This window comes from Micromonospora sp. NPDC050417, assembly GCF_044458865.1.
Taxonomy (GTDB): domain Bacteria; phylum Actinomycetota; class Actinomycetes; order Mycobacteriales; family Micromonosporaceae; genus Micromonospora_G.
The window spans coordinates 112,441-137,543 of sequence record NZ_JBITIH010000016.1; the positions used below are offsets into that span (position 1 = coordinate 112,441).

At 69.8% G+C, this 25,103-nt stretch carries 21 protein-coding genes; 14 read left to right on the top strand and 7 right to left on the bottom strand.

All coding sequences use genetic code 11. The features are described from left to right. Positions 1-47 precede the first annotated feature (47 nt). From ACIBF5_RS21230 to ACIBF5_RS21240, 3 genes are all read left to right on the top strand, one after another. The gene (locus ACIBF5_RS21230; RefSeq protein WP_396814124.1) at positions 48-386 is read left to right on the top strand and encodes a hypothetical protein; all 339 of its coding nucleotides are present in this window, start codon (positions 48-50) and stop codon (positions 384-386) included. 104 nt (positions 387-490) lie between these two features. Next, positions 491-823 carry a putative quinol monooxygenase gene (locus ACIBF5_RS21235; RefSeq protein ID WP_396814126.1) on the top strand — a complete coding sequence of 111 codons (333 nt, stop codon included), beginning with the start codon at positions 491-493 and terminating at the stop codon, positions 821-823. A gap of 8 nt (positions 824-831) precedes the next feature. Further along, on the top strand, positions 832-1,392 hold the full coding sequence (locus ACIBF5_RS21240; protein WP_396814128.1) for a gamma carbonic anhydrase family protein: 561 nt from the start codon (positions 832-834) through the stop codon (positions 1,390-1,392). On the opposite strand, the gene ACIBF5_RS21245 is transcribed toward ACIBF5_RS21240, so the two are convergent. Further along, positions 1,379-2,329 (bottom strand): N-acetylglucosamine kinase, encoded by a 951-nt coding sequence (locus tag ACIBF5_RS21245; protein WP_396814130.1) that lies wholly within the window; start codon positions 2,327-2,329, stop codon positions 1,379-1,381. The two genes, ACIBF5_RS21240 and ACIBF5_RS21245, sit on opposite strands and share 14 nt — an antisense overlap. A 129-nt stretch (positions 2,330-2,458) precedes the next feature. Here ACIBF5_RS21245 and ACIBF5_RS21250 point away from each other — a divergent pair, with 129 nt between their 5' ends. From ACIBF5_RS21250 to ACIBF5_RS21275, 6 genes are all read left to right on the top strand, one after another. Then, complete coding sequence (locus tag ACIBF5_RS21250; RefSeq protein WP_396814132.1) at positions 2,459-3,376, top strand: MurR/RpiR family transcriptional regulator; 918 nt, start codon at positions 2,459-2,461, stop codon at positions 3,374-3,376. Then, the gene (locus ACIBF5_RS21255) at positions 3,373-4,131 is read left to right on the top strand and encodes a sugar isomerase domain-containing protein (RefSeq protein WP_396814134.1); all 759 of its coding nucleotides are present in this window, start codon (positions 3,373-3,375) and stop codon (positions 4,129-4,131) included. The genes ACIBF5_RS21250 and ACIBF5_RS21255 overlap by 4 nt, the downstream gene beginning before the upstream one ends. A gap of 21 nt (positions 4,132-4,152) precedes the next feature. After that, on the top strand, positions 4,153-5,571 hold the full coding sequence (gene ngcE, locus ACIBF5_RS21260) for an N-acetylglucosamine/diacetylchitobiose ABC transporter substrate-binding protein (protein ID WP_396814136.1): 1,419 nt from the start codon (positions 4,153-4,155) through the stop codon (positions 5,569-5,571). Positions 5,572-5,586: 15 nt separating this feature from the next. Beyond that, a complete protein-coding gene (locus tag ACIBF5_RS21265) occupies positions 5,587-6,504 on the top strand; it encodes a carbohydrate ABC transporter permease (protein WP_396814138.1) in 918 nt (305 codons plus the stop codon). Then, positions 6,501-7,394, top strand: a complete 894-nt coding sequence (locus ACIBF5_RS21270; RefSeq protein ID WP_396814140.1) for a carbohydrate ABC transporter permease — start codon at positions 6,501-6,503, stop codon at positions 7,392-7,394. Before ACIBF5_RS21265 ends, ACIBF5_RS21270 begins: the two co-directional genes overlap by 4 nt. An 89-nt stretch (positions 7,395-7,483) precedes the next feature. Next, a complete protein-coding gene (locus tag ACIBF5_RS21275) occupies positions 7,484-8,692 on the top strand; it encodes a carbohydrate-binding protein (protein ID WP_396814142.1) in 1,209 nt (402 codons plus the stop codon). 118 nt (positions 8,693-8,810) lie between these two features. Here the strand turns inward: ACIBF5_RS21275 and ACIBF5_RS21280 are convergent, their stop codons facing one another. Next, positions 8,811-9,707 carry a neutral zinc metallopeptidase gene (locus tag ACIBF5_RS21280; RefSeq protein ID WP_396814144.1) on the bottom strand — a complete coding sequence of 299 codons (897 nt, stop codon included), beginning with the start codon at positions 9,705-9,707 and terminating at the stop codon, positions 8,811-8,813. Between the two features lie 345 nt (positions 9,708-10,052). Between ACIBF5_RS21280 and ACIBF5_RS21285 the strand changes: the two genes are divergently transcribed. Both ACIBF5_RS21285 and ACIBF5_RS21290 read left to right on the top strand, forming a co-directional pair. Beyond that, positions 10,053-11,654 carry a hypothetical protein gene (locus tag ACIBF5_RS21285; protein WP_396814146.1) on the top strand — a complete coding sequence of 534 codons (1,602 nt, stop codon included), beginning with the start codon at positions 10,053-10,055 and terminating at the stop codon, positions 11,652-11,654. Between the two features lie 36 nt (positions 11,655-11,690). After that, on the top strand, positions 11,691-12,767 hold the full coding sequence (locus ACIBF5_RS21290) for an amidohydrolase family protein (protein ID WP_396814148.1): 1,077 nt from the start codon (positions 11,691-11,693) through the stop codon (positions 12,765-12,767). 43 nt (positions 12,768-12,810) lie between these two features. Here the strand turns inward: ACIBF5_RS21290 and ACIBF5_RS21295 are convergent, their stop codons facing one another. From ACIBF5_RS21295 to ACIBF5_RS21315, 5 genes are all read right to left on the bottom strand, one after another. Further along, complete coding sequence (locus tag ACIBF5_RS21295) at positions 12,811-12,951, bottom strand: hypothetical protein (protein ID WP_396814150.1); 141 nt, start codon at positions 12,949-12,951, stop codon at positions 12,811-12,813. Then, a complete protein-coding gene (locus ACIBF5_RS21300) occupies positions 12,948-14,372 on the bottom strand; it encodes an OFA family MFS transporter (protein WP_396814152.1) in 1,425 nt (474 codons plus the stop codon). The genes ACIBF5_RS21295 and ACIBF5_RS21300 overlap by 4 nt, the downstream gene beginning before the upstream one ends. 169 nt (positions 14,373-14,541) lie before the next feature. After that, positions 14,542-15,861, bottom strand: a complete 1,320-nt coding sequence (locus ACIBF5_RS21305; RefSeq protein ID WP_396814154.1) for a YibE/F family protein — start codon at positions 15,859-15,861, stop codon at positions 14,542-14,544. Between the two features lie 93 nt (positions 15,862-15,954). Further along, the gene (locus ACIBF5_RS21310) at positions 15,955-18,372 is read right to left on the bottom strand and encodes a M14 family zinc carboxypeptidase (protein ID WP_396814156.1); all 2,418 of its coding nucleotides are present in this window, start codon (positions 18,370-18,372) and stop codon (positions 15,955-15,957) included. A 247-nt stretch (positions 18,373-18,619) separates the two neighbouring features. Then, the gene (locus ACIBF5_RS21315) at positions 18,620-20,233 is read right to left on the bottom strand and encodes an amidohydrolase family protein (RefSeq protein ID WP_396814158.1); all 1,614 of its coding nucleotides are present in this window, start codon (positions 20,231-20,233) and stop codon (positions 18,620-18,622) included. A gap of 243 nt (positions 20,234-20,476) precedes the next feature. On the opposite strand from ACIBF5_RS21315, the gene ACIBF5_RS21320 reads away from it, so the two are divergent. From ACIBF5_RS21320 to ACIBF5_RS21330, 3 genes are read left to right on the top strand one after another with little or no spacing between them, the layout of a single operon-like run. Beyond that, on the top strand, positions 20,477-21,133 hold the full coding sequence (locus ACIBF5_RS21320; protein WP_396814160.1) for a TetR/AcrR family transcriptional regulator: 657 nt from the start codon (positions 20,477-20,479) through the stop codon (positions 21,131-21,133). A gap of 34 nt (positions 21,134-21,167) precedes the next feature. Next, positions 21,168-22,901: an ABC transporter ATP-binding protein gene (locus tag ACIBF5_RS21325; RefSeq protein WP_396814163.1), complete on the top strand. Its 1,734-nt coding sequence runs from the start codon at positions 21,168-21,170 to the stop codon at positions 22,899-22,901. Positions 22,902-22,960: 59 nt separating this feature from the next. Further along, on the top strand, positions 22,961-24,988 hold the full coding sequence (locus ACIBF5_RS21330; protein WP_396814165.1) for an ABC transporter ATP-binding protein: 2,028 nt from the start codon (positions 22,961-22,963) through the stop codon (positions 24,986-24,988). The last annotated feature ends 115 nt before the right edge of the window (positions 24,989-25,103 follow it).

Here is a 25,103-nt window from a genome sequence, read left to right on the forward strand (position 1 = left end):
CGGTGGATCGCCGGTGGCTGATCCGGACCCTGTCTGAAGGAGCACCGATGCGCTGGCTGTCCCGGCGGCGGGCCACCGCCGACGATCACACCCCGACCAAGCTCGACCGGGAGGCGAACGCCGACGACCTGGCCGCGTTGGACGCGTTCATCGTCGATCGTCATGGCGTCGAGCTGTACCTCGAACCCGAGACGACCGCCACCGACACGACGGTGGTGGCCATCGCCGACGACGGCGAGTGGATTCGTCGTCGTACCGGCACGCCCCGGGCCGCGCAGCGGCTGGCGCACCGGCGTTCGGTCCCGCTCTACGAGGCGGCCCGGGTCGGTTACCCCGAACGGATGCGGGTCTGGAACCGCAACCACCCCGAGCGCCGGATGCGTTGAGGCCATCGCCGCACACGGAAGATCACGACGGGTTGTCGGCGTATTAGGATCCCCGGGTACGGGGTGGCCCGCCCGCCCGTCGCGCCGAGTGGAGAGAGATCAAGATGATCTTCATTACCGCGAAGTTCCGGATCCTGCCCGAGTATGCCGACCAGTGGGTCGAGATCGCCGGTGACTTCACCCGGGCGACCCGCGCGGAAGAGGGCTGTCTCTGGTTCGACTGGTCCCGCAGCGTCGACGACCCGACCGAGTACGTCCTGGTCGAGGCGTTCCGCGACGGCGACGCAGGGGCGGCGCACGTCCAGTCCGCGCACTTCCGGCAGGCCCAGCAGCAGCTTCCGTCGCACCTCGCCGAGACGCCCCGGATCGTCAACACCACGATCCCGCAGGACGACTGGTCGCTGCTCGGCGAGATGGCCGTGACCGAGCGGAACTGACCCCGGTCATGGCCGGCGAGACCGACGGGTTGGTCCTCGACTACCAGGACCGAAGCCCCGAGATTGACCCGGCGGCGTGGGTGGCGCCGGGCTGCGCCGTGATCGGCTCGGTCCGTCTGGCGGCGGGTGCGAGCGTCTGGTACGGCTCCGTGCTGCGCGGCGACACCGAGCAGATCACCATCGGGCCGGGCAGCAACGTCCAGGACGGTTGTGTGGTGCACGCCGATCCGGGTTTTCCCACCACGGTCGGGGCCGGCGTGTCGGTCGGGCACCGGGCGGTCCTGCACGGCTGCACGGTCGAGGACGGCGCGCTCGTCGGGATGGGTTCGGTGGTCCTCAACGGGGCGCGGATCGGGGCCGGTTCGTTGGTCGCCGCCGGGGCGGTGGTGCTGGCCGGGACGGTGGTGCCACCCGGTTCGCTGGTCGCCGGGGTGCCGGGCCGGGTCCGGCGGGAGCTGACCGAGGCGGAACGCGCCGACCTGGGTCGTACCGCGCGGCAGTACGTGGAACGCAGCCGCGCGCACGCCGAGTCGGCCCGGCCGAGCGGTCAGGCCCTCAACCGGGACTGATCAGCCGGGTGTGCACGAGGCTGTCGGTTCGCGGTGCGACCAGGCGGGTGGCGAGCCAGACGGCGCCGGCCGCGCCGTCACCGGCGACGATGCCGGGTTGCCCGAGCCGGTCGGCCAACTGCCGTTGCACGTCCTCCCGGATCTCCGGCACCCCGCCGAGTACCCCACCGGCGAGCACCACCGGCCCGGGTGCCGGGTGCAGGGAGATCAGGGTGTCGGCGAGCCGGTGCGCGGCGGCGCGGAGGATGTGGCGGGCGTCCGGGTCGCCCTCGCGGGCGGTGCGGGTCACCGTCGGTGCGATCGCCGCGACCCGGTCCCGGCTGAGCTGGTAGACCCGGGTGACGAAGGTGTCCGGCTCGGTCGTGCCGACCTGGAGGCAGACGGCGTCACCGAGTGAGCCGCCTCGGGGTGGCGTGCTCCGGTAGAGCGCCCGGGCGGTCGCCTTGACGGCGGCCAGGCCCAGCCAGTACCCGGAGCCCTCGTCTCCGAGCAACCAGCCCAGACCGTCCGCGATCCGGGTGATGTCTCCCTCGTGCAGCACCGCGGCGACCGCCCCGGTGCCGGCGATGAGCACGGTCCCGGTGCTGGCCGGGGTGCCGGCGGCGAACGCGACGAGCGCGTCACCGACCGGCTGGACGGGGCAGTTCAGCCCGAGCCGGGACCAGTGCTCGGCGTAGAGCGCGCCGATCGCCGGATCGGCCAGTCGTGACACCCCGGCGAGTCCGACCACGGCACCGACGACCTGGGACGGGTCGCGTCCGGCGAGTGCGGATCCGATCGCCGCCGCGAGGGCGCCGGCTGCCTCGGCCGGGTCGATCGCGACCGGGTTGCCGGCGTTGGCGCGGCCCCGCCCCACGATCCTGCCGTCGAGGGTGGCGACGACGGCGCGGGTCGTCGTACCCCCGGCGTCGGCACCGAGGACGAGGGGAGTGGTCACCCTGCCGATGGTGGGGCTGGTCGGCCCCGGACCACAAGGGGTACGGATCGAAAAAGTTAAAGCTATTGACGCGACGACCACTGTGGTCATAGTTTTTCTCATCAACACGCAGCGGTGAAAGGAATGTTGATGGAGGAGAGCGGACTGCTGGGCCGGGTGCGCACCGAGTTGAGCGCGCTGCCGGTCGCCCTACAGCGGGTCGCCGAGCAGATCCTGATCGCCCCGGAGGAGGCCGCCCGGGCGACCATCATCGACCTGGCCGAACGTGCCGGCACCTCCACCGCCACGGTGACCCGGTTCTGCCGGGTCTTCGGCTACCGGGGCTACGCCCAGTTGCGCGTCGCCATCGCCACCGAGACCGGCCGCGCCGCACAGGCCCGCTGGGACACCGACATCGACCGCGAGATCGGGCCCGACGACTCTCTCGACCACCTGCTCGAAGTGGTCGCCAACGCGGACGCGCGGGCGATCCAGGACACGGCCGGGCGGGTCGACCTCGCCGCCGTCGACCGGGTCGCCGCCGCCGTCGCGCAGGCCCAGCGGGTCGACCTCTTCGGCTTCGGCAGCTCCGGCAACGCGGCCCGGGAGATGGCCTTCCGCCTGGAACGCATCCGGATCCCGGTGTGGCACCGCGCCGACGCACACAGCGCCCTCACGAACGCCGCCCTGCTCGGGCCGGGCGACGTCGCGATCGGACTGTCGCACAGTGGGCGTACCCGGGAGGTCATCGAGGTGCTCGCCGAGGCCGCCGACCACGGCGCGCTCACCGTCGCCGTCACCTCCTTCCCCCGCTCGCCACTGGCCGAGGTCGCCGACGTGGTCATGACGACCGCCGTCCAGGAGACGACGTTCCGGCTGGCCGCGCTCTCCGCCCTGCACTCCCAGTTGCTGGTGCTGGACCTGATCTACGTCGCGGTAGCGCAGCGGACGTACCAGCGCACCACCGAGGCGTTCGAGGTCACGGCGCGAGCCGTCGACGCGCACCGGCTGCCGGACGAGTCGCACCGGGCGGTTCGTCGCCGCGTCAAAACCACGGAGGGGTCATGACCACCACCATCAGCGCACCGGCCTACCTCACCGCCGTCACCACGGCGATCGGGCGGGTCACCGAGACCCAGACCGACGGCGTACGCGCCGCGGCCACCCTGATCACCACGGCACTCGACCATGGCGGCGTGGTGCAGGCGTTCGGCTGTGGACACTCCGAGGCACTCTCCATGGAGATCGCCGGCCGGGCCGGGGGACTGGTCCCCACCAACAAGATCGCGCTACGGGACCTCGTCCTCTACGGCGGGGCCGATCGGTCCGTACTCGACGACCCGCTGCTCGAACGGGATCCGGCGGTGGCCCACCGCCTCTACGAACTGGCGCCGGTCAAGCCCGACGACGTCTTCGTCCTGACCTCCAACTCCGGCGTCAACGGCGTCATCGTCGAGTTCGCCCTGCTGGTCAAGGAACGCGGGCACCGCCTGATCGGGATCACCTCACTCGACCACACCGCCCGGGTGGAGTCCCGCCACCCGTCCGGGCGACGGCTGGCCGACCTCGCCGACGTCGTACTCGACAACGGTGCACCCTACGGCGACGCCGCCCTGCCCATCCCCGGTGGTGGTGCCGTCGGGGCCATCTCCTCGATCACCGGTGCCCTGCTCGCCCAGCAGATCGTCACCGAGGTCGTCGCACACCTGATTGCCTCCGGACAGACCCCGCCGATCTACCTGTCGGCGAACGTGCCCGGCGGCGACACCCACAACAACGAACTAGAGGCGCGGTACGCCGGGCGTATCCGACGCACCGCCTAACAGAAGGCGAGGCCGCCGACCATGGACACCTCTTCCACCCCGGTCGTACGCCGTACCAGCCGGCGACGCCTGTTGCAGGCCGCAGGCGTCGGCCTGGCCGCCCCAGCACTGACCGGCTGCGTCACCAGCGGCGGCAACGACGACACCGCCGTCGCCAAGGGCCGGACCAGCGCCGAGAACCCGCTCGGCGTACCGGAGAAGACCCCGCTCGAAGTGGTCATCTTCAAGGGCGGGTACGGCGACGCCTACGCGACCAACGCCGAGGCGATCTACCAGCAGCGCCACCCCGGCGCGACGATCGACCACAAGGGCATCCAGAAGGTCGGCGAGGCGCTGCAACCCCGGTTCGTCGCCGACACCCCGCCGGACGTGGTCGACAACACCGGTGCCGGTCGGCTCGACCTCGCCACCCTGGTCGGCGCGGGCAAGCTGACCGACCTGGCGGAACTGCTCGACGCGCCCTCGCTCGACGACCCGGCCCGGAAGCTGCGCGACACGCTGCTGCCCGGAGTCGTGGAGGACGGCACGCTCGACGGGAAGGTGTACTCGCTCAACTTCACGTACACCGCCTGGGGTCTCTGGTATTCCAAGCCCCTCTTCGACCGGCACGGCTGGAGTTACCCGACCACCTGGGAGGCGATGCTCGCGCTCTGTGCCGAGATCAAGAAGGCCGGCATCGCGCCTTGGACGTACCAGGGCAAGTACCCGGAGTACCTGAACGACCCACTGCTGGCCATGGCGGCCAAGGCGGGTGGTCAGGACCTGGTTAAGGCGGTCGACAACCTGCAACCCGGCGCCTGGAAGCAGCAACCGCTGCTCGACGCGGCCGGAGCCATCGCGGAACTCGCCGGACGGGGTTACCTGCTCTCCGGGTCGGAGGCGCTCTCGCACACCGAGTCGCAGGCCGCCTGGTCCCAGGGCAAGGCCGCGTTCATCCCGTGCGGGTCCTGGCTGGAGGCCGAGCAGAAGGGGATCACGCCGGACGGCTTCGACATGGTGATGGGCGCGGTGCCCGCACTCGGCGCGGGCGACAAACTGCCCTTCGGTGCGCTGCTCGCGGCGAGCAGCGAATCGTTCCTGGTGCCGGCGAAGGCGAAGAACCCGCGAGGTGGGTTGGAGTTCCTGCGGATCCTTTTCTCCCAACCCGCGGCCCGCACGTTCGCCGAACTCAACAGCACCCTGCCCAGCGTCGCCGGGGCCACCGACGGGCTGACCGTGAGCACCGGCCTCGGCTCGGTCCGGGGGGCCGTGACGGCGGCGGGGACGAACACCTTCACGTACCGGTTCCGTACCTGGTACGCCCCGCTGGCCAAGGCCGTCGACGACGCCACCGGGGAACTGGCGACCCGGCGGATCAGCCCGGCGCAGTGGGCCGACCGGATCCAGCAGGCGGCCGACGCGCTCGCCAAGGACACCACCGTCACCAAGTACCGCCGGTAGCCAGCGATGGCGGCCATGCGGCACGGCAAATACCGGTTCCTGGCCGGCGCGATCCTGCCGGGGCTGCTGCTGTACGCGGTCTTCGTGCTCTCCCCGTACGCGCAGGCGTTCTATCTTTCGCTCACCGACTGGACCGGGGTGTCGGGCCAGGTGACCTTCGTCGGGCTGGAGAACTACCAGCGGCTGCTCGACGACCGGTCGTTCCTGGCGGCGCTGCGCAACAACGGGCTGATGCTGCTGGTCGTACCGTTGGCCACCATCGCCCTCGGGTTGCTGCTCGCCGCGCTGGTCAACTTCGGTGGACGCCGGGGCAGCACCATGCTCGCCGGGATCCGGGGCGCCGAGTTCTACAAGATCGCTTACTTCTTCCCGCAGTTGCTCTCGCTGCCGATCGTCGCGATGCTCTGGCAGTTCGTCTACCACCCCAACGAGGGACTGCTCAACGGCTTCCTCCGCGCGGTCGGTCTGGACGCGCTGGCCCGCGCCTGGCTCGGTGAACCCGGACTGGCGCTCTGGGCGGTGATGGCGGTCCTGGTCTGGTCGTCGGTCGGGTTCTACATGGTGCTCTTCTCCGCCGCCATGGAGTCGATCCCGCGTGACGTGCTGGAGGCCGCCGTGCTCGACGGTGCCGGCCGGCTCGCCACCCTGCGTCGGGTGATCGTGCCGCTGCTCTGGGACAACGTGCAGGTCGCCTTCGTCTACCTGGGCGTGCTCGCGCTCGACGGGTTCGCCATCGTGCAGATCATGACGGTGGGACCGGGCGGCCCGGACAACGCCACCGAGGTCATCGGCCTCGGCCTCTATCGGAGCGCGTTCACGTACGGCAAGTTCGGCTACGCCGCGGCGATGGGCGTGGCGCTCTTCTTCCTCACCCTGGCCTTCGCCGCGATCGCGCTGCGGGCCAGCCGACGGGAACGGGTGGAACTGTCGTGACCGCCCTCGTCGACCGGCCGGCGCGACCGGCCACCGACCTTCCACCGAGTGGTCCGGTGACCCGTCAGGGGCGGGTCGCGGACCGGGCCGCCCACCTCTTCCTGGTCGGCTGGGCGGTGCTGGTCACCGTACCGCTGCTCTGGGCGGTGCTCAGCTCGCTCAAGACCGACCGGGAGATCCTGACCAGCCCGTGGACCCTGCCGGCGCAACCACAGTTCGACAACTGGTCCCGGGCCTGGACCCAGGCCTCCATCGGCACGTACTTCGTCAACAGTGCGATCGTGGTCGGCTGCGCGCTCGTCCTGACCATGCTGCTCGGCTCCCTGGTGGCGTACGCGCTGGCCCGCTACACCTTCCCCGGCAACCGGCTGCTCTACTACCTCTTCGTCGCCGGCATCCTCTTCCCGGTCTTCCTTGCCCTGGTGCCGCTCTTCTTCGTGGTCAAGCAACTCGGGCTGATCGGCACCTACCCGGGCCTGATCCTGGTCTACAGCGCGTACGCGCTGCCGTTCACCGTCTTCTTCCTGCACTCGTTCTTCCGGACGCTGCCCACGGCGATCGCCGAGGCCGCGTTCCTGGACGGCTGCTCGCACGCGGGGGTGTTCTTCCGGGTGATGCTGCCGCTGGCCCGGCCGGGGCTGGTCAGCATCGCGATCTTCAACTTTCTCGGGCTGTGGAACCAGTACCTGCTGCCCCTCGTCCTCAACCCCGACCCGGACCGGTACGTGCTCGCCCAGGGGCTCGCCGCGCTCTCGGTCAGCCAGGGCTACCGCAGCGACTGGAGCGGCCTGTTCGCCGGGCTCACCATCGCCATGCTGCCGGTCCTCGCCGCATATGTGCTCTTCCAGCGTCAGATCCGCTCCGGCCTCACCGCCGGCGCGGTGAAGTGACACCCGCTCCGGCTCTCCCACCCGGCACCCCACGGCCGACGACCGTCGTCCGGCCGTACCCCTTTCCTGTTCCCCCGTGAGGAGACCCCGTGTCCACGAAACCCACCGCGAGAAGTCTCGCGGCCGGTGCGGCGGCCGTACTGGTCGCCGGAACCCTCGCCGGCCTCACCGCGACAGCCTCCGCCGGCACCGCGCCGTCGGACGGCCCCGCCATCGCCGCCAACTGCGGCGTGCTCTTCGACGACTTCGCCTACTCGTCGTCGTCCGACCCGGCCATCGCCGCGCGCAACTGGACCGTACGCACCAACTCCGGTGGACCGGGCGTGCCCGGTGCGGCCTGGCCGGCGGCGAACGTCAGCTTCCCCACCGATGCCGGGCAGAAGGTCCTCCAGCTCACCGCGAAGACCGACGGCACTGCCAGCGGCACCAGCCACTCCGAGTTCTTCCACCAGCGCAAGTTCTTCGAGGGAACCTATGCCAGTCGGGTCCGGTTCGCCGACACCCCGACCTCCGGACCGGACGGGGACCACCTGGTCGAGACCTTCTTCACCATCACACCGCTGGACCGACCACTCGACCCGAACTACGGCGAGATCGACTTCGAGTATCTGCCGAACGGTGGTTGGGGCGAACAGGGCCCGATCTTCTACCAGACCACCTGGGAGACGTACCAGAACGAGCCGTGGCAGGCCGACAACACCCACACCGCGCAGCGGACCAGCTTCAACGGCTGGCACGACCTGGTCTTCACGGTCTCCGACGGGCGGGTGCGGTACTACGTGGACGGTGTGCAGGTGGCCGATCACGGGGACCGGTACTACCCGGAGACCCCGATGTCGATCAACTTCAATCTGTGGTTCATCGACCTCACCGGGCGTACCGGCACCGGGCTGGCCACCTATGTCCAGCAGGTCGACTACCTCTACTACGCCGACCGGGAAGTGATCACCACGGCCGAGGCGAAGAACCGGGTCACCGCGTACCGGTCGGCGGGCACCAACCACGTCGACACGGTCGGCACCGGTGGTGCCTGCCCGACGACGCCGCCGACCGGGACACCCACCTCGACGCCGACCACCCGACCCCCGACCACGCCCCCGACCACCCGGCCGCCGACCACGCCGCCGACCACCGCACCGCCGGCCAACTGCGCCGCCGCGCCGGCCTGGGACTGGGGCACCGTCTACTTGGAGGGCGCCCGGGTGAAGCACAACGGTCGGCTCTGGCAGGCCAACTGGTGGACCCTGGGATCCGAGCCGGGCCTGACCGCGCAGTGGCGTGACCTCGGCCGCTGCTGAACGCGGTCACGCCGGAACTGATGCCACCCGCGCACCATGAACGACGAGGCGGGCTCCTCCGCCGGATGGACCGTACGGCACCTCGTCGTGCCGGAACCGGTCGGCGGGGGAGCCGTTCCTAGCGCCCGCTGGCGAAGGTGTCGCAGGCGGTCGGGTCGCCCGTGTCGTAGCCGCGCTTGAACCACTCCTGGCGTTGGGCGGAGGTGCCGTGGGTGAACGCCGACTCGTCGATCTGCCCACCGGAGCGCTGCTGGATGGCGTCGTCGCCGATCGCCGCCGCCGTCTCCAGGCCCTGCCGGATGTCCTCGTCGGTGATGCTGGTGAAGATCTTCTCACCGCGTGCGTCTGCGGTGCCGGTGGCGTTCTTCGCCCACGCGCCGGCGAAACAGTCGGCCTGCAACTCAAGTGCGACCGAGAGCTGGTTGGCCTGGCCCGGGTCGCGGGCCTGCCGTTGGCGCAACTGTGCCTCGGTGCCGAGCAGGTCCTGCACGTGGTGGCCGTACTCGTGGGCGAGCACGTACGGCTGGGCGAACTCGCCCGGGGCGCCGAGCTGGTCGGCGAGCTGCTGGTAGAAGGTCAGATCGATGTAGACCTGGTCGTCGGCCGGGCAGTAGAACGGGCCGACACCGGAGTCCGCGGCGCCGCAGCCGGTGTTCACCGCCTGTTCGAAGAAGACCGTGTCCGACTCGGTGTACGTCTTGCCGAAGGACTCCGGCAGGGCCCGCTGCCACCAGTTCTGGATCGAGTTGACGTACAGGGTGTTGCGGCAGTCGAGTTTGCGCAGCGCGTCGTCGGCCGCGCACTCCTGCTCGATCGCGGTGTTGTCACCCTGCTCGTCGCCGCCGTTGGTGAGGGCGTTGAGCCCGAACCCGCCACCGACCAGCGCGACGAGGACGGTCACGATGACGCCGACCAGGCCACCACCACCGCCGAGGGAGATCCCGCCCGGTCCGCCCGACCCTCGCCGGTCCTCCACCTGACTGGTGTCGATGTCCGCGTTCTCGTTCAGCTCCATATCGGCTCCAGTTCAACGAGGGGCACCGCTGGTTGATTTACCCGGTTCTGTCCTTGTCTGGGGCGGGAACGGATCCCGTTGGCGGTCCGATACCCCGCGCGTCCGATCGGTAATCCCGGAGGCAGTCGCCGCCGGCGATCCCGCTGGTCATCGGCGTGGTCTTCGTGCTGGTTGGCGACGTGCTAGATTCCGGCGCGTCCCCATCCACCCTCGTCGCCCCCGGTCGTGACGGTCGCCAAGGTCCTCGGCGCAGGGCGGAAGTCGGTCGCAGCCCGGACCCGGGGCGGGTTCCGGTGACCACCGCACCGGCCGCGTCGCGCCGGTCCTACCGAGGAAGTCGCCCTCATGACCACGCTCGCTCCGAACCGACCCACCGAACGCTGGGAACGGCTGCGGCACTGGGGTACGGATCGTACGAGGCGACTGCCCGGGGAGATCGGCCATCTGTTGCGCCGTCACTGGGCCCTCGTCCTGCTGCTGCTGGCCGGTGTGGTGCTGCGGCTGCTCGTCGTGATCGCCTACAACCCGGCGTTGTGGTACCAGGGCGACAGCCAGAGTTACCTGGGACTGGCCTACCTCAAGGAGCCCGGCACGATCCGGCCCTACGGGTACAGCTTCTTCCTCAGTCTCCTGCTGGACCTGCACTCGGTGCGACGGATCATCCTGATCCAGCACCTCATGGGGCTGGCCGTGGTGATCGCCGGGTACGTGTTCCTCCAGCGTCGCGGCGTCTCCCGACTGGTCGCCACGCTCGCCGTGGCACCGCTGCTGCTCGACGCGCGGACCACGGCGCTCGAACACTTCCTGCTCGCCGAGACGCTCTTCACCAGCCTCGTCGTGCTCGGCATGCTGGCGCTGGCCTGGCGACAGGTTCCCGGCTGGCTCGGTGTGCTGGTCGCGGCCGGGGCGTTCTCCTGGGCGGCGACGACCCGGTCGATCGGGATGGTCGCGGCGGTGGTGCCGCTGCTCTACCTGCTCCTGCGTCGGGTGGACTGGCGCAAGACCGGGGCGTTCGTCGCCATCCTGGTGATCACGCTCGGTGGCTACGTGGTGTGGTACCACGGCCACCACGGCCAGTACTCGTTCGGCACGTACGGGTCCCGTTTCCTCTGGGCCCGGACCATGACCTTCGTCGACTGCGACCAGCTCGACCTGACCGACGAGGAACGGCTGACCTGCCCCGACCAGCCCCTTGGCAAGCGACTCCCTCCAGACATGTACCTGTGGGGGCCGGGCAGCAAGGCGGAGTTCAAGACCATGCCGGACGAGGTGTTCGGCTCCTTCGCCAAGAAGGCGATCCTGGGTCAACCCCTCGACTATCTGCAGGTGGTCGCCACAGAGACCTGGCAGACGGTACGACCGGGGCCGTACCCCGACGACCGCGTCGCCTGCATCGCGAGCGTCTGGGACTTCCCCGCGATGAACGACACCGGCTGCTCACCCCACATCGCCCCGCAGAACCCGGCCAAGCGCCGCTTCGCCGGCCTGGCCAAGGACCACGAACACCCGTTGATGAACCCGCTCAACCGTTATTCGGCGCTGGCCACCGTGCCGGCGACCCTGGTGGGGCTCTGCTTCCTGCTCGCCGTGGTGCTCGCCTGCTACCGCCCCAGAGCATCGAGTTGGCGCGACTACCTGAACCCGTTGGCCTTTGTGACCCTGGCCTTCGGCATGATCATCGGTAGTGTCGCGACGTCGATGATCGACCCCCGTTACACCGTGCCGTCGCTGCCCCTGGGTGTGATCGGCGCCGCGTTGGCGTGGCAGCGGTTCCGGGCCGCCCGGCAGGCACCCGACCCAACGATCCCGCAGCCGTCCGTGCCGTCGCAGTCCCCGGTGCCACCGCAGTCCGCCGGGGCGCCGGAGGCGTCGACGGCGGCGGCCTCGTCGGACACGACCGTCTCCGCCACCGGATCCGAGCCGCCCACGGGTGTGCCGGCGCGGTGACGCCTCGGTGACGCCGGGCGGGTAACGCTGGCCCGTGTGACGATCGACGTGCACGGCCATCTGAGCCCGCCCGAATCGAGGCAGCGGTATCCGATGCCCCGTACGCTCGGGCAGGTCGAGGAGATGATCTCCACGAAGCTTGCCTGCGGCGTACGGGCCACCATCATCGGGAGCCCGGTCGGCGGCGGGGCGATGGTTCCCCTGCCCGGGGTCGACAACTACGCGCAGAGCGAGGACAACCTGGCCCGCCACGACGCGTGGCTGGCGGGTCTGGTCGACCAGTACCCCGACCGGCTGCGCGCGTACGTCTACGTCAACCCGTTCGGCGGGGCCGCGCACCTGCGTCGGGTGTCGCAGACCGTACGCCAGCCGCAGTTCGTCGGGTTGATCGCGAACACCAGCATCGCCGGCCGGTACCTGGACGCGCCCGAGGCGGAGGACTTCTTCGCCCTCGCGGCGGAGGTGGATCTTCCCGTACTGCTGCACCCGCCCGCGAAGCCGGCGGCCGGTGCCGGGCTGGAGAATCTGCTGCTGATCGAGCAGTTGGGGCGGTTCAGCGACGTCACCATCGGGTTGGCCTGTTGTGTGCTCGGCGGCTGGTTGGACCGTTTTCCCGGGTTGAAGCTGATCGGCCCGACGGCCGGCGGTGCGCTCGGACTGCTGGTCGAGAAGCTCGACCGGATCATGCAGCCGACACACTGGGACGGTGCCCCCGCACCGTCGCAGGGCTCGTCGTTGGGCCAGGGCTCGTCGTTGGGCCGCCAGGGCCGAACGGCGGCCCGCGACGACGCGGGGCCGCCGAGCCTGATGCGCCGGTTGGCGGCGCTCGCCACCCCGCCGAGCAGCTACCTGCCCCGGATCTGGGTGGACACCGCCACGCCGAGCGCGAGCGCGGTCGAGTTGGCGCTGCGGATCTTCGGCCCGGACCGGGTGCTGTTCGGCACCGACTCACCGCCGTTGCCGCACTCCGAGTCGAGAGCCACGCTCGACCTGCTCGAACGGCTGGGTGTGACCGATGCGGTGCGGGACGGCATCGGCGAGGGCAATGCCCTGGCCCTGTTCGGCGACCGTCTGCCACCGGCTCCTGAACCCGCCGTGGCGAATGGCCACTGACGACCTCGGTGGGCGTCCCGCCCGGCGGGACGCCCACCGACGGTCAATGGGTGAAGAGATTCACCGCGGTACGCGCGGTCTGCACCACGCCGTACCCGAGTAGGACGATGACGAGCAGCCAGGAGAGGGTGAGGCGGAGCCGCTGCCGGCCCACCCCGGGCTGGTCGTTCTCTGTCGCGGTCATCGAATCGGCTCCTTCTGCGCGACGGCGGTGGCGGGCTCGGCCGGGCTGTGGGGGACGAGCGGTTCGTGGAAGCGCTCGGGTACCGGGCGGATGAGCAGGTTCGCCACGAACCCCACCGCCAGGACGCCGACCATGGTGAGCAGCGCCGGGCGGTAGGCGGCGGCGGTCAGCGTGCCGGGCTTGCCCTGGGCGTCGAGGAAACCGTTGATGATCAGCGGGCCGGCGACCCCGGCGGCGGACCAGGCGGTGAGCAGCCGGCCGTGGATGGCACCGACCTGGAAGGTGCCGAAGAGGTCCCGCAGATACGCCGGGACGGTCGCGAACCCGCCGCCGTAGAACGAGAGGATCACGCAGGCGAGCAGTACGAAAAGGGCGGTCGAGGCGTGCCCGACGGTGGCGAGCAGCGTGTACAGCACCATTCCGCCGCCCAAATAGAGCAGGTAGATGGGCTTGCGGCCGATCAGGTCGGAGGTGGACGACCAGACGAACCGACCGGCCATGTTGAACAGCGAGAGCAGTCCGACAAAACCGCCGGCGGCGGCCACCGCGACCGTCGAGACGCCGTTCTCCCGGAAGAAGTCCTGGATCATCGGGCTGGCCTGTTCGAGGATGCCGATGCCGGCGGTGACGTTGCAGAAGAGCACCACCCAGAGCAGCCAGAACGACCGGGTCCGTACCGCGTTCGAGGCGGACACGCTGGCCCGGGTCACGAGCGGCTTGACCGCCACCGTGGCGGGGTCGAAACCGGCCGGTCGCCAGCCGGGCGCCGGCACCCGGACGTTCACCACCCCGAACATCATGATGACGAAGTAGCCGAGTCCGAGCGTCAGGAAGAGCCCGACCAGGGCACCACCGGAGGCGACCGAGCTGGCGTTCGCCGGGTCGTAGCCGGTGTCGTAGAACGACAGCAGTTGCCGGGAGAGCGGACTGGCCAGCAGGGCCCCACCGCCGAAGCCCATGATGGCCAGACCGGTGGCGAGTCCCGGCCGGTCCGGGAACCACTTGATCAGGGTGGAGACCGGTGAGATATAGCCGATGCCGAGCCCGATGCCGCCGAGGAAGCCGTAGCCGAGGTACACCAGCCAGAGCTGTGTCGTGGCGATGCCCAGGGCGCCGACCAGGAAGCCGGAGGCCCAGAAGCAGGCCGAGACGAACATCGCCTTCCGGGGCCCGTTCGCCTCGACCCAGGTGCCACCGACGGCCGCCGAGAGCCCGAGCATCACGATGGCGATGCTGAAGATGATGCCGATCGCGGTCTGGCTGGCGTCGAAGTGGCTGATCAACGAGTTCTTGTAGACACTCGTCGCGTACGCCTGCCCGATGCACAGGTGCACCGAGAGCGCGGCGGGCGGGATGAGCCAGCGACTGTACCCCGGTGGTGCGATGGTGTGGGCGCGGTCGAGCGCCGAGAGAAATGGCACGTGACACCTCTTTTCGAGCCACTGCGCGGGGGATCGTCAACGGGCGGCGGGGTACGCCGGCGGCGTTGATTCACGCATACCGTGCGGAACCGTACCGCCGGGGTGGGCCGATGACGCCGAACGTGATCATCTGCGCGATGGGCGGTCCCACCGGTGAGCCGAGCGGCGTCTACACCTGCTGACCGGCGACCGGCTCGGGACGTACCGGATCGTCGTTCTCCCCCGGCGTGGCCGGCGGCGCTGCCCCTGGCCCGCCGCGAACCACGGTCTTCACCACCGCCACCGCCACCGCCGTCGTCAGCGGGATCGCCAGCACCAGGCCGATCGAGGCGACCAGGGTACGGACGATCTCCTCGGCGATCTGCGCGCTGGTCAGCACCGCGAGTACCGGCCGGTCGTACGCGTTGATCAGCAACATGATCGGTAGCGCGGCCCCGGCATAGGCGAACGCGATGGTGTAGACGGTCGAGGCGATGTGGTCCCGCCCGATCCGCATGGCGCTGGCGAAGAGCTGTCGGGCCGATCGCTCCGGGGCGAGTTCGTGCAGCTCCCACACGGCCGAGGACTGGGTGATGGTCACGTCGTTGAGCACGCCGAGCCCGGCCACGATGATGCCGCAGAGCACGATGCCGGAGAGGTCGACCTGTCCGTTGTAGACGGCGAGGGTCACCCCGTCGCTGTCGCCGAGCCCGGTCAGGTGCGCCGCGCCCGCCGCCCAGAAGCCGAGCCCGGCGGTGGCCAGCAACCCGAACAGTGTCCCGGCCAGCGCGGTCGTGGTCCGCGCGGAGAAGCCATGGGCGAGATAGAGGACGACGAACATGATCGCGGCGGCGCCGACCAGCCCCACCAACAACCCGGACTCGCCGACCAGCAGCGCGGGCAGCATGAACTTGATGATGACCAGGTACGCGAAACCGAGGCCCAGCAGCGCCTTCAGCCCCCGCATCCGGGCGACCGCGACCACGAGCAGGGCGAAAACCCCGGCGAGAATGCCGATCGGCAGCGTACGGGCGAAGTCGTAGAACGCGTACATCGCCGGCCCGGTCTGGTGGTTGAAGACGCGGACGACCTTGATCCGGTCGCCGGCCTCCAGCCCGCTGCGGTACGACTCCGCCGGCACCTCCACGGTGACGATCCCGCCGGTTTCCGGCCCGGTCTCCAGACGGGCCTGCACGGTCGCGCAGGTCACCATCCGGGGCCCCGCATCGGGGCCGTTGCGCTGACCCGGCGCGGGGCACTCGTACGGCGCCACGGTCTGCACCGTCGCCTCGGGGTGGCTGAGTTCCCGTCCGCTCGTACCGGGGGCCGCGCCGGTGACCTGTGCGCCGCCGGGCCAGAGCAGGAGCAGGCCGACCAGGGTCAGCACGGCCAGCGGGGCGAGGATCAGGGTCAGGAGTACCAGCGCCCGGCGTCGGGCCGCCGCGCTCGCGGCCTCGTCGACCGGCGGCGTCGTACCGGGCGTGTCCGTGGAAGGGATGTGCGAGTGCATCTGCCGCTCCGGCGTTCTCTGCTGGTCGGGTGGTCGGGGGTAGGCGCGTGGCCGCCGACCCGGAGGTCGACGGCCACGCAGAACTGCTGGTGATCAGCTCTTCGGTACGTTCAGGACCTTCTCCTGGACCGTGCCGAGGTTGCCGGCGATGTCGACGGCGAGCCAGCGGACGGTGGTCTTCGCGGTGATGGTGATCCGCTCCGGGCCCTCCCGGTAGCCGGCGAAGCCGAGCTTGAGCGACGAGGTGGTCGGCTCGGTGCCGTCCAGGGTGTAGTAGACGTTCGCCGCTTCGCTGGTGGCGAAGGTGAAGTCGGTCGTACCGGCACCCTTGCTCTTCACGACCAGTTCGGCGGTCGGCTTGGACTTGTCCGCCGCGTACGCCTTCGCCACCTCGAGGATCGCGATCTGGCCGCTGGAGAACTCCATCGCCTCCTCGTGGCCCTCGCTGAAGTCCGGCTGGAAGCCGACGGCTTCCCACTGGTTGGTGGCGGGGTTGTACTTGTCCGCGCCGACCTCGAAGTTCCAGGCGATGATGCCCTTGTTGTACCAGTGCGCGTCCGCGCTGTTACCGGCCGCCGAGTAGAGCACGTCGGTGGTCGGGCCGGTACGACCCGGCCAGATCGCCGTACCCCGGTGGGACTGGACCGCGTTGAGGATCTTCGACGAGGCGTTCCAGAAGAAGTTCTCGGTGCCGAAGTCGGTCCGGGGCAGGACCTCGCGGCCGGCGGTCTTGTACGCACCCGGAGCCCACATGAAGTACCCACCGTACGAGTGGGTGTTCATCGAGAACTTGATGTTCGGGTACGTGTTGATCAGCCAGTCCTCGTTCTTGGCCTCCGGCTCCGACTGCTCGCTCGGACCGGCGTAGGTGCCGCTGGTGCAGCTCGACGAGGCACCGTTGTAGCCGTCGTAGAACGAGCCCACGTTCTGGTTGCGGTTCAGGTCGACGCCCCACGAGTTGCGGTTCGCCGGGTCGCCCGTCGCGTCCGGGCAGTGGTTGGTCATGTTCTTACGCTGCGAGTTGAAGTCGTACATGCTGTAGTGCGCGCCGTCCGGGTTGACCACGGGCAGGATGAAGATGTCCAGTCCGTTGACCAGGTTCCGGGTCTTGGTGTCCTGCTCGTAGTTGCGCAGCAGCCGTTCGGCGGTCTCCAGACAGGTGATCGGCGTGACCCACTCCCGGGCGTGCTGCTGGCAGTAGAGGTAGACGCCCGGCTTGGAACCGTCCTTGGCCCGGCCGATCCGCAGCGCCTTCATCTGGAACGGCTCGCGGGAGATGCTCGGCGGCGCCTGGAGGTTGTCGCTGAGCCGGGTGGCTCCGGCGGTGGCGACCAGACCGGCACCGGCGTTGCCCCGGTAGGTGCTCGCGGTGAGGAGCGCGGACGAGGCGGCGTCGGCGTTCAGTGCCGCGACCACCTGGGCGGCGGTGCTGGTCAGCGCACCGGTGCCGTTGGTGGCGAGCGATACGATCACGGTCTTCCCGGCGACCAGTACGGTCAGCGGCTGGTTGGCCGCCCCCGGGTTGATCAGCGACACGCTGGTGTCGTTGCCGCCCTCGTGGCCCCACGCCTTGGTGGTGACGTAGATGGTGCTCGCCGCCGCCGTGCCGAACTGGGCCTGCGCCTTGCGGCGGTAGCCGTTGGTGAGGTTCGGCAGGTCGATGATCTGGGTGATCTTCGGGAACTCCGCCGCGAGCCCGACGATCCGTTCGGTGATCTCGGTCGGGTCCATGTAGTGGTCGACGAAGTCGGAGACGTAGTGCTCGTCGGGCGCCTCCTTCGGCTTGCCCAGCCACTGGGTGACCGACGCCTTGACGGTGCCGCCCTTGCTGCTGGTGAAGGTGACCCGGTTCGGCTCCGCCGTGGTCAGCGCGAGCGGTGAGGTGAACCGGTGGTACATGTACTGGCCGGCGTCGGTGAACCGGGACATGGTGGCGGTTCCGCCGGAGGCCGGCGGGGTGTCCATACCGGTGTCCCAGCTCGCGGTGATCACCGTGGCCGAGTCCGCTCCCGCGTCCGACTTGACCTCGAACGAGAGGAACCGGTTACCGTCGAGGCTCGTGAACCACTCGGCCCGGAGCACGGTGAGCTGGTCGTTGTCCAGGGCGGCGGCGTCAACGGCGGCGATGGCGGCCTTGCGCTCGGCGACGTTGGCACGGTAGTCGTCCTGGTCGGAGATCTTGCCCTGGACGTCGAAGCCCATGGCGCGCAGCGCCGTGGTCTCCTCCGGGCTCAGCACGGCGTGGACCTCGATGCCGTCTTCCAGTGGCTTGTTGTACTCGACGAGGTCGACGCCGAGGTCGGCGAGGCGGTCCACCTCGCCCTTGTCGGCGGCGACGATGCGCATGAGCGCGACGCCGTTCTGTTCGGTGCTGGATTTGCGGCTCGGCTCCACCTGCCCGTTCTCGGCGGGGCTGGCGAGAGTCGGCAGGGCGCCGAGGAGCAGCGCGGTCGGGACGGTGAGTAGGGCCACCAGACGACTTGCTCTGGTTGGTTTTCTGATACTCCTCATCAGAGGCATCCTTCGGTCGACGCGTGCACGGAGACCGCCCACGGCAGGTCGCTGCCGGGGCGGTCGTTGATGATCACGTTGGCCGAAGTGTGTTGTGTCCCGTGTCACCTTGTCAAGGATCATGAATGCGAGGCTGATCGATCAGTGTTTGATCTACGGCCGATCGTCGATCTTGGACTGTCCGTGCGCTGGAACCAGGTTCAGCCAAAGGTGTGGCGAGACCTGTCTGGCCAGCGTCGCGGCGAGGCTACCGACCGCCCTGACGGACCCGGCGTGCGTTCGGGGTGGGTAGGGCGGGATGGCAGGGGCAGGAGGGGGCGCGGCGGGCAAGGGTGGGGTTCGCGGCGGCGGCCTCCACGTCGGCGAGCATCCGGGCGCGCTGGGCGGACGTGATCAGGCGGCCCCGGCTGACCACGGCGTGGATCCGTCGGATGTTGCGGATGTCGGCCAGCGGATCGGCGTCGAGCAGCACCAGGTCGGCGACCCTGCCTCGCGCGACGGTCCCCGTGGTCTGCTCCTCGCCGAGGTAGCGCGCGGCGTTGCGGGTCACGCTCTGCAGCGCCTCCAACTCGCTCAGGCCAGCGTCGACCAGCAGGGACAGTTCGTCGTGCAGGCTGAACCCCGGGAAGCAGTACGGGTTGCCACAGTCGGTCCCACCGACGATCGCCACCCCGGTCCGCTGCGCGTGTCCCACCAGCCGTGACAGGAACTGGAAGAACTCCCGCTGCCGTACGGTCCGCTCCGGGGTGTTGGGCGCGAAGATCTTGACCCGTTCTGCCCAGGTCGCCCGGTACGACGCTGGCATGTATCTCATCCGGGGGTCGGCGGCGAACGTGTCGGCGGGTGAGTTCACCACCCGGTTGACCGCCAGCGTCGGCGAGAGCCAGGTCCCGTTGCGGGCCAGGCGACGGAACAGCCCCACCGCCCGGCGCAGGCTGAAGCTCTCCGTGGCCTCCCACTCCCACTCGCGCATCAGGTAGAAGTACGCGGTCGGGTCGGTGACCGGGGTGTCCGCGATCCGCTGGGTGAACTCCCGTTCGCGCAGCGAGGTCGCCACCGGGAGGCCGAACAGGTGCTCGAACGAGCGCTGCCCCAGGTCGCTCGCCTCGGCGGCGGTCACCCGGTAGGGCAGGTGCCCGGCGACCGGCAGCCGCTGGTGGCGGGCCTCGTCCATGATCGCGAAGTAGGCGTCCCGCCCGAGGTAGGAGTAGACCTTGACGAAGTCCGCGCCCTCGTCCTTGGACCGACGTACGGCGGCGCGTGCCTCGCTCGGCGTACGGACCAGGGCGGCCGGGGGACCGAGGATCGTCGGGGGCTCGTCGATGATCGGGCTCGCCACCCGCATCCGTGGCCCCAGGGTCTCCCCGGCGTCGATCCGTCGGCGCAGCGCCTGCACCTCCGGGTAGCCCCACATCTCCCGGATGCCGGTGACCCCGTTGGCGAGGTGCAGGGGCGGGAAGATCTGCTCGTCGACGGTGCCGTGCGCGTGCATGTCCCAGAGCCCGGGGATGACGAACTTGCCACGGGCGTCGACGATCCGTACGCCGTTGGTCCGGGGTGCCGGCCGGCCGCGAATCAGGCTGACAATCCGGTCACCGGCGATGACCACGCTCGTGTCGGGGCGGGGACGTGCGTTGGTGCCGTCGATGACCGTGGCGCCGGCGAGCACCATGATCGCGGCATCGGCCGGGTCTTCGGCCCAGACCTTCGGTGCGGCGGTGAGGAGTGCGCCGCCGGTGGCCGCGGCGCCGACGCCGCCGAGGGAGAGCCAACGCAGGAACTCCCGGCGGCTGGACTCCGTGGCGGTGGTGGTCGGGCCAGGTGCCGTGTCGGCCGACTCGGGGTGGGCTGCTTCGGACATTCCCTCTTCCCTTCGGCCTGGACGACAGGAGGGCGGCAGGAGGGTGCCGCGGCGGAGCGCGACCTTAATCTAACGGCGCCGGCAGCAGGGGCGACGACACCTGTCGGCATGCCGACCCACCGCGGCCGTCACTTTCCGGTGGCGGGCGCCCGGCGCGTCGGCTGGTTCACCGGCACGCCGATGCCGGCCGGGGGCGGAGAAAATCACTTGTGAGTGAGTCACTCACTCAGTTACTGTCGCTCGGTGCCTCCCACCCTGCCCCCTGACGCGTCCTCCGGGCCGGGCCAGTCGCCGCAGTGCGGACCGGGCTCGGGTCGGGCCAGACCGCTGCCCCCCGACGAGCGTCGCGCCGCACTGATCGCCGCCACACTGCCGCTGGTCGGTGAGCACGGAACCAAGGTCACCACCCGGCAGATCGCCGAGGCGGCGGGTGTGGCCGAGGGGACGATATTCCGCGTCTTTCCGGACAAGCAAGCCCTTATTCAGGCCGCTGTCGCCGCAGCACTGGATCCCGAGCCGGTCTGGGCCGAGTTCGCCGAAGTGGATCTCACGCTACCGCTGCGGGAGCGGCTGGTCGCGGCGACCACCATCATCCAACGACGCCTGATCAGGGTGCTCAACCTGCTCACCGCGGTCGGCCTGAACTCACCGCCGCCCGACCGGGAAACGCACCAGGCAAGGGTCCGACCCACCAACGAGCGGATCCAGGCGGAGGTCGCCCGGATCCTCGAACCCGACCGTGCCCAGTTTCGTTGCACCGTCCAGGAAGTGGCGCGGCTGCACCGGCTGCTGATCTTCACTGGTTCGCACCCGCTCATCAACGATGGCGACCCGCTCTCCTCGGAGCAGATCGTCTCCCTCCTGCTCGATGGCGTCCGCCACCCGGCGGAACCGTCATGACCGGCCGCCGCATCCCTGATTCGGGGGGTCACCGATGCTGACTCGTCTACTGCGTACCTATCTACAGCCGTACCGTCGGCCGCTGACGATCGTGGTGCTGCTGCAACTCGTCGGCACCATGGCGTCGCTCTACCTGCCGAGCCTCAACGCCGACATCATCGACCAGGGCATCGCCCGGGGCGACACCGGCTACATCGTCCGCATCGGCGGCTGGATGCTGCTGGTCAGCGCCCTGCAGATCGCCTGCTCGATCGCGGCCGTCTATTTCGGCGCCCGGACCGCGATGAGTTTCGGTCGGGACGTACGAGCGGCGATCTTCGGGCGGGTGATGAGCTTCTCCGCCCGCGAGGTCGGCCAGTTCGGCGCCCCCTCGCTGATCACGCGAAACACCAACGACGTACAACAGGTGCAGATGCTGGTCGTGGTGACCTGCACCCTGCTGGTCGCGGCGCCGATCACGTGTGTCGGCGGCGTGATCATGGCACTCCGTGAGGATGTCGGCCTCTCCTGGCTGATGCTGGTCTGCGTACCGGTGCTGGTGCTCGCCATCGGCCTGATCATCCGCAGGATGGTGCCCCAGTTCCGGCTGATGCAGACCCGGATCGACACGGTCAACCGGGTGCTGCGGGAGCAGATCTCCGGCATCCGCGTCGTGCGGGCGTTCGTCCGCGAGCCGTACGAGACCCGCCGGTTCGACGCCGCCAACGCCGACCTGACCGCGACCGCGCTGCGTACCGGTCGGTTGATGGCGTTGATCTTCCCGATCGTGATGCTGGTGCTCAACGCCTCCAGCGTCGCGGTGCTCTGGTTCGGCGCCTCCCGGGTCGACGCGGGACAGATCCAGATCGGCGCGCTGACCGCCTTCCTGAGCTACCTGATGCTGACCCTGATGTCGGTCATGATGGCGACTTTCATGTTGATGATGGTGCCTCGGGCAGCGGTCTGCGCCGAACGGATCGTCGAGGTGCTCGACACCGACTCCTCCGTCGTGCCGCCGCAGCGACCGGTCACCAAGGTTGACGTGCGCGGCGACCTGGAGCTGCGCGACGTCCGATTCCAGTACCCCGGTGCGGCGGCCCCGGTGCTGCGCGACATCTCGTTCCGCGCCCACGCGGGCCAGACGACGGCGATCATCGGCAGCACCGGGGCGGGAAAGACCACCCTGCTCGGCCTGGTACCCCGACTCTTCGACGCGACCGGCGGCACGGTGCTGGTGGACGGTGAGGACGTCCGGAACCTCTCCCCGGACATCCTGTGGCAGCGGATCGGCCTGGTGCCGCAGCGGCCGTACCTCTTCACCGGCACCGTGGCGAGCAATCTGCGGTACGGCAACCCGGACGCCACCGACGAGGAACTCTGGGCCAGCCTGGAGATCGCCCAGGCCCGGGACTTCGTCGAGGCGTTGCCGGAGGGACTGGAGGCACCGGTCACACAGGGCGGGACGAACCTCTCCGGTGGTCAACGTCAACGACTGGCGATCGCCCGCGCGCTGGTTCGCCGGCCGGAGATCTACCTCTTCGACGACTCCTTCTCCGCGCTCGACCTCGGCACCGACGCCCGGCTGCGGGCGGCTCTGCGACCGGTCACCGCGGAGGCTGCGGTGATCATCGTGGCCCAACGGGTCTCGACCATCGTCGACGCCGACCAGATCATCGTGCTGGAGGACGGGGCGATCGTCGGGATCGGCCGCCACCAGGAGCTGATCGAGACCTGCCCGACCTACGCCGAGATCGTGGAGTCCCAGCTGACCGTGGCGGCGGTGGCATGAGCGGCCAACCGGCGCCAGACCAGACCCGGGGTACGTCAGACCAGACACGGAGTACGGGGATGAGCCAGCAGACGACCGAAACGACCCCGGCGCGCTTACCCGCCGCCGCACGTCGTGGCGGCGGCCCACCCTGGATGGGTGCGGGCATGCCGACCGAGAAGTCGATGAACTTCATGCCGTCGGCCCGCCGGCTGATGGCACGGCTCCGGCCGCACCGGCTGCACCTGATCGGGGTGATCGCGCTCGCGCTCGCGAGCGTGGGACTCAGCGTCACCGGTCCGAAGATCCTCGGCCACGCCACCGACATCATCTTCTCCGGCGTCCTCGGCAAGCAGTTGCCGGCCGGGACCACCACGCAGCAGGCGGTCGACGCGGCACGGGCGGCCGGCAACGACTCGTTCGCCGACATCCTCGCCAGGGCGAACGTGGTGCCCGGGGTCGGCATCGACTTCGACCGGCTCGGTCGGGTGCTGCTCCTGGTGATGGTGCTTTTCCTCGCCGCCAGCCTGCTCGCCTGGTTACAGGGCTACATCCTCAACGGGGTGGTGCAGCGGACGATTCGCAAGCTCCGTTCCGACGTCGAGGAGAAGCTCAACCGGTTGCCGTTGCCGTACTTCGACAAACAGCCCAGAGGCGAGCTGCTCAGTCGGGTGACCAATGACATCGACAACATCTCGCAGAGTCTCCAGCAGACGCTGAGCCAGTTGCTCACCTCGCTGCTGACCGTGGTCGGCGTCGTGGTCCTGATGTTCGTGATCTCACCGCTGCTGGCGGTTGTCGCGCTGGTCGCGGTGCCGTTGTCGGTCTGGGTGACGAAGCAGATCGCCAAGCGGTCACAGAAGCAGTTCGTCGCCCAGTGGAAGCACACGGGCGCGTTGAACGGGCAGATCGAGGAGGCGTTCACCGGTCACGAACTGGTCAAGGTCTTCGGTCGGCAGCGCGAGATCGAGGCGTCCTTCGCGGCCAAGAACGACGAGTTGTTCAAGGCGAGCTTCGGCGCCCAGTTCGTCTCCGGCATCATCATGCCGTCGATGATGTTCATCGGAAACCTGAGCTACGTGGCGATCGCGGTGATCGGCGGCCTGCGGGTCGCCTCGGGTGCGATGAGCCTGGGTGACGTCCAGGCGTTCATCCAGTACTCGCGGCAGTTCACCCAGCCGCTGACCCAGGTGGCGTCGATGGCGAACCTGTTGCAGTCCGGGGTCGCCTCGGCGGAGCGCGTCTTCGCGGTTCTCGACGCCGACGAACAGACCCCGGACCCGGCCGCGCCGGCCTCGATCTCCGAGCGTCGTGGCCGGGTCGAGTTCGAGCAGGTCTCCTTCCGGTACGAGCACGACAAGCCGCTGATCGAGGATCTGTCGCTGGTCGCCGAGCCCGGTCACACGGTGGCGATCGTCGGCCCGACCGGGGCTGGCAAGACCACCCTGGTCAACCTGGTCATGCGCTTCTACGAACTGGACTCGGGCCGGATCACGCTCGACGGCGTCGATCTCACCGAGCTGCGTCGGGACACGCTCCGGTCGGAGATCGGCATGGTGCTCCAGGACACCTGGTTGTTCGGCGGCACGATCCGGGAGAACATCGCGTACGGCGACCCGGAGGCGAGCGAGGAGCAGATCCTCGCGGCGGCGAAGGCGACCTTCGTCGACCGCTTCGTACGCAGCCTGCCCGACGGTTACGACACGGTGATCGACGAGGAGGGGAGCAACGTCAGCGCGGGTGAACGGCAGTTGATCACGATTGCCCGTGCGTTCCTCTCCAACCCGTCGTTGCTGATCCTGGACGAGGCGACGAGTTCGGTCGACACCCGTACCGAGGTGCTGCTGCAACGGGCGATGGCCGCACTGCGGTCGGACCGGACCAGCTTCGTCATCGCGCACCGGCTCTCCACCATCCGGGACGCCCACCTCATCCTCGTGATGGAGAGTGGTCGCATCGTCGAGCAGGGTACGCACGCCGAACTGCTCGCCGCCGGGGGCGCGTACCACCGGCTGTACCACGCGCAGTTCTCCCAGCCGGCGATCGACGTGGACGAGGCGACGCCCCCTCCCGCCGTACCCGGCGCCCCACTGCTGCGCCAGCGCTAGAAGGTAAGGAGGGGCGGCGGGGGGGAGGGGGGGGGGGGGGGGGGGGGGGCGCCGCGGGGGGGGGGGGGCGGGGGGGGGGCCCCCCCGGGGGGGGGGGGGGGCGGGGCCGCGCCCC